Origin of the sequence: Psychrobacter proteolyticus (assembly GCF_038155145.1) — a bacterium.
In the GTDB taxonomy this organism is placed as follows: Bacteria; Pseudomonadota; Gammaproteobacteria; order Pseudomonadales; family Moraxellaceae; genus Psychrobacter; species Psychrobacter proteolyticus_B.
In genome coordinates, this window is the sequence record NZ_JBAKAY010000110.1 from 1 (window position 1) to 225 (window position 225).

Consider the following 225-nt stretch of genomic DNA (forward strand, 5'->3'; position numbering starts at 1 on the left):
ACAAGCGATATGCCAGTACAGGGCGTGACCGATACTGAGATTATCTTAGGCGTTGCAAATGATTTATCTGGTCCGTTTGCTGGATTTGGTAATCCTGCAGTCGCAGCAGCCAATATGTATTTTGATGAGGTGAATGCGGCAGGCTGTGTCAATGGACGAAAGAATCGTTACATTGGCGAGGACCATTCTTATCAAGTACCAAAGGCAGAACAGACTGCGAACAAA

1 protein-coding gene is annotated in these 225 nt (G+C 45.8%); it reads left to right on the forward strand.

Annotated features, from left to right (window positions below; translation table 11 throughout):
- Nucleotides 1-225 (forward strand): ABC transporter substrate-binding protein (locus V6252_RS13175; RefSeq protein WP_341610745.1); only part of this gene is annotated, 225 nt, incomplete at both ends.